We start from the raw sequence: 3,913 nt of genomic DNA, 5'->3' as shown, positions 1-3,913 counted from the left end.
TGACCCTGGTGGCCCGTCATGCCGGTGGTGCGGTTATCTACCACCAGCACCGTGACCGGGGTTTGATTATAAACGGCGGAGGCCAGGGCCGGCAGCCCGGCGTGGAAAAAGGTGCTGTCGCCGATGGTGGCCACGTTGGGGCCTTCTAAACCGGCCAGGCGCATTCCGGCGGCCACGCCAATGCTGGCGCCCATGGCGCCCAGGGTGTCGGTGGCGTTGAGCGGGGGCAAAACGCCCAGGGCGTAACAGCCGATGTCGGAGTTGACGGTTACTTTGAGTTTGGCCAGCACCCAGTATATATCGCGGTGGCCGCAGCCGGCGCACAACACCGGCGGTCGTTGGGGCAGGGGGGGCGTTTGAAGCCGGCCGTTGCCGGCGGCCGGGGGCAGCAGCCCGGCCTTAACGGCCGAAGCGCGCACCAATTCCGGGCTTAACTCATCAAGCAGGGGAAAGATGCTTTTGCCTTCAACGGGGATGCCCAACTGCCGCACCCACTCCTCAATAAAGGGGTCAAGCTCTTCCACCACAATCAGGCGGTCCACCGAGGCGGCAAAACTACGGATAAGGTTTTGGGGCAAAGGCCAGGCCACGCCCAATTTAAGAAACGAGGCGGTGGGGAAAATTTCGCGGGCATACTGGTAGGCCGCCCCCGCCGAAATCACGCCCAGCGCCCGGTCGCCCGGTTCCAGGCGGTTGAGGTCGGTTTGTTCCACCCATTTGGCCAGGCGGGCCATTCGTTCCTCTACCACTACGTGGCGCTGGCGGGCGTAGCCGGGGATCATCACAAACTTGGCCGGGTTTTTAACGTAAGGCCGTTTGGCTACAGCCTGGCGCTCGGCCAGGGTGACGGCGGTTTTGGAGTGGGAAGTGCGGGTGGTGGTGCGTATTAAAACGGGGGTATCATACTGCTCGCTCAGGTCCAGGGCCAGTTTAACAAAATCTTTGGCTTCCTGGCTGTCGGCCGGTTCCAGCATTGGCGTTTTGGCAAAGCGGGCGTAATGGCGATTATCTTGCTCGTTTTGAGAGGAGTGCATGCCGGGGTCGTCGGCGTTGATAATCACCAGCCCGGCGTTGAGGCCGGTGTAGGCGGAGTAGAACAGGGCCTCGGCGGCCACGTTCAGGCCCACGTGTTTCATGGCGGCCAGGGCGCGTTTGCCGGCATAGGCCGCGCCAATGGCCACATCCAGGGCCACTTTTTCATTGGCCGACCATTCGGCGTAGATGTTGTTGTACAAGGCCACATTTTGCAGAATTTCGGTGCTGGGGGTGCCGGGATAAGCCGCCGCCACCTCCACCCCGGCTTCCCACGCGCCGCGAGCAATCGCTTCGTTGCCGCTCATTAGAACTTTTTTCATTTTCAACCTCTCATATTCACCTGTAAAAAAACGCGCATAACCCCTGCGCTTGTCAACCTGATTTACTCAGGTAACAACGACCTGCCGTAATCCACCACAAACGGGGTTTACCGGGGACAGGCAACCGTAATGCCGGGTGTCCCCTGACAGTATAAATTATGCTGGCCGGGTGGCGGCCAAATATATAGGGTGGATTTTAACCGACCCCACGCCGGTGTAGGGCTGGGTGGGCATGACTCGTCCTGGCAGACAGGCCTTGTCAACATGGGCTTTAGTATAGGGTGCGCCCCAGATTTCAGGCATAAACCTGGCGTCACACTAAATCAGCTTATAGTACCCTGTTACCCTGAAATCGGCAAACTGAGCGATGGTGATTTCTTTAACTGATGATAGCCCCTGCCTGAATAGAGATGTCGCTCAAAATTGTCTATAAAAATCAAATCAATATAATGGAAACCGGCACTTTATCCCCCATATCCCCGGTTGTGAAAAATTTGTCCAAACCGTATCCAGGAGGTTGCGCTTTGAGTAATTCATCATCTTTACCATTTAATCCCTACATTGCCGCTGCGCCCATTTACGTGGGCGGCGCGTCCATCGAGTCAATCAAAAACAAATATGGCCTGGACGACGTGATAAAACTGGCTTCCAATGAAAGCCCGTTCAGCCCGTCGCCACTGGCGGTTAAAGCCATGCAAGAGGCCGCCGTCGAGCTGAATCGCTACCCGCCTATGGGCGACGAGAGTTTGCGCGAAGCCCTGGCCCAAACTATTGGCCGGGGAACAACCCCCGATCATTTTGTCACCGGCAACGGCGGCTGCGATATTTTGTCAATGCTGGCGGCCGGCTTTTTAAAAGAAGGCGACGAGTGCGTCATCTGCCGGCCAACTTTTCCCGTTTATGAAATAACCGCGCGCCGGGTTGGGGCTAACATGGTTTACGCCGACTTGCACCCCGAACATTACACTTACGATGTGGAAGCTATTTTGGGCGCGCTGACCGGACGCACCCGCATTATTTACCTCTGCAACCCCAACAATCCCACCGGCACCACCCTCACGGCTGAACAGATGGAGACGCTGGTCAATAATGTCCCCGCCAATGTGCTTATGGTGGCCGATGAGGTGTATTATCACTTTGTGACCACGGCTGATTATCCCGACACGCTGGCATACGTGCATCAGGGCAAAAATGTCGTCATCCTGCACAGCTTCTCCAAAGTCTATAGCCTGGCCGGTTTGCGTTTGGGTTACGCCATCGCCCCGCCGGAGATTGCCCGCTATCTCTCCCGCGCCCGCGAGTCTTTTCATTTGAATCAGATAGTTTTTGCCGGGGGTATCGCTGCTTTGCAAGATACCGAATACATCAAAAAAACTATTGAGTTGATCCTATCTGGCCGAAGCTGGCTGATGGAGCAATTGCTTGGGCTGGACATGCCGGTCTGGCCGAGCCAGTCCAACTTTATCCTATTCAAACCGCCTTTTCCCGCGGCCCTTGTTTCTGAGCGACTTTTGCAACACGGCGTTATTGTGCGGCCAATGTCCCAATTTTATTTACCCACGCATCTACGGGTGACGGTTGGTTTGCCGGAAGAAAATGAGCGGTTTGTGGTCGCCTTACGGGAATCGCTGGCCGAGTTGGAGGCCGAAGGCGCGCCCAAAGAAATTGCCCAGGAAAAAAGCGGCGGAGAATTTAAGTTTTAAGAGGTAGGGTTGCCAAAGAATGTTGGCTCATGTATAGAATCTGGGCACGTCATTGCGAGCGAAGCGAAGCAATCCCCATTCAGCAGGGGTGGAGACCGCTTCGCGTCCTTTCACTACGTGAAAGGCTTGGCTCGCGGTGACATATCCGCACACGTTTAATACATGAGCCAGAACGTTATCTCAGAGACCGGCGCTGCGGCAATCGCGGCAATCGCTTGGCCCGGGGGTATCTTGACGGCATTCACTTTGCCCTCGGCGAGCATTGTAAGTTAGGCCAGGCGGTGGCCGCCAGGGTTAAGGAGATTTTGGGGTAAGGGGCTGGTCAAACTGCCGCGCCCGCCATACCTCGTACAAAATCAGGCCGCAGGCCACCGAGGCGTTAAGCGATTCAATTTGCCCGCGCATGGGCAATTTAATCAAAAAGTCGCAGGTTTCTTTGACCAGCCGGCTCAGCCCCCGCCCTTCGCTGCCAACAACCACAACAATAGCGCCGGTAAGGTTGGCCTGGTGATAAAACAAAGCATCCGGCGTATTTTCCACACCAACTACCCACACATTAGCCTGTTTGAGTTTTTGCAACGCCTGGGTTAAATTGGGGATTTTTGCCACCCAGATATGTTCGGCGGCGCCGGCCGAGGCGCTGATTACCGCCGGCGTCACGTCAACCGAACGCTGTTTGGGCAGCAGCACCCCATGCCCCCCCACCACCTCGGCGGTGCGGAGAATGGCCCCTAAATTGTGCGGGTCTTCAAGGTGGTCCAGGGCAATGATAAAGGGAGGGTCGTTTGACTTCTTGGCGCGGGCCAAGATATCGTCAATTTCAACAGTAGGGTAATGCCCCACTTCCAGGGCCAC

At 56.5% G+C, this 3,913-nt stretch carries 3 protein-coding genes; 1 reads left to right on the top strand and 2 read right to left on the bottom strand.

Annotation, left to right across the window (positions count from 1 at the left end; translation table 11 throughout):
• The coding region (locus JW953_23615) for an indolepyruvate ferredoxin oxidoreductase subunit alpha (protein MBN1995696.1) at positions 1-1,355 on the bottom strand (1,355 nt) is incomplete at its 3' end.
• Between the two features lie 524 nt (positions 1,356-1,879).
• Here JW953_23615 and hisC point away from each other — a divergent pair.
• Positions 1,880-3,058: a histidinol-phosphate transaminase gene (hisC, locus tag JW953_23610; protein ID MBN1995695.1), complete on the top strand. Its 1,179-nt coding sequence runs from the start codon at positions 1,880-1,882 to the stop codon at positions 3,056-3,058.
• Positions 3,059-3,352: 294 nt separating this feature from the next.
• Here the strand turns inward: hisC and rlmB are convergent.
• A partial coding sequence (gene rlmB / locus JW953_23605) for a 23S rRNA (guanosine(2251)-2'-O)-methyltransferase RlmB (GenBank protein MBN1995694.1) occupies positions 3,353-3,913 on the bottom strand: 561 nt, incomplete at its 5' end.

The sequence above is a fragment of the Anaerolineae bacterium genome (assembly GCA_016931895.1).
Classification (GTDB): Bacteria; Chloroflexota; Anaerolineae; order 4572-78; family J111; genus JAFGNV01.
Note: the sequence above shows the minus strand (reverse complement) of the source record. Positions and strands in the feature narration are given on the sequence as shown.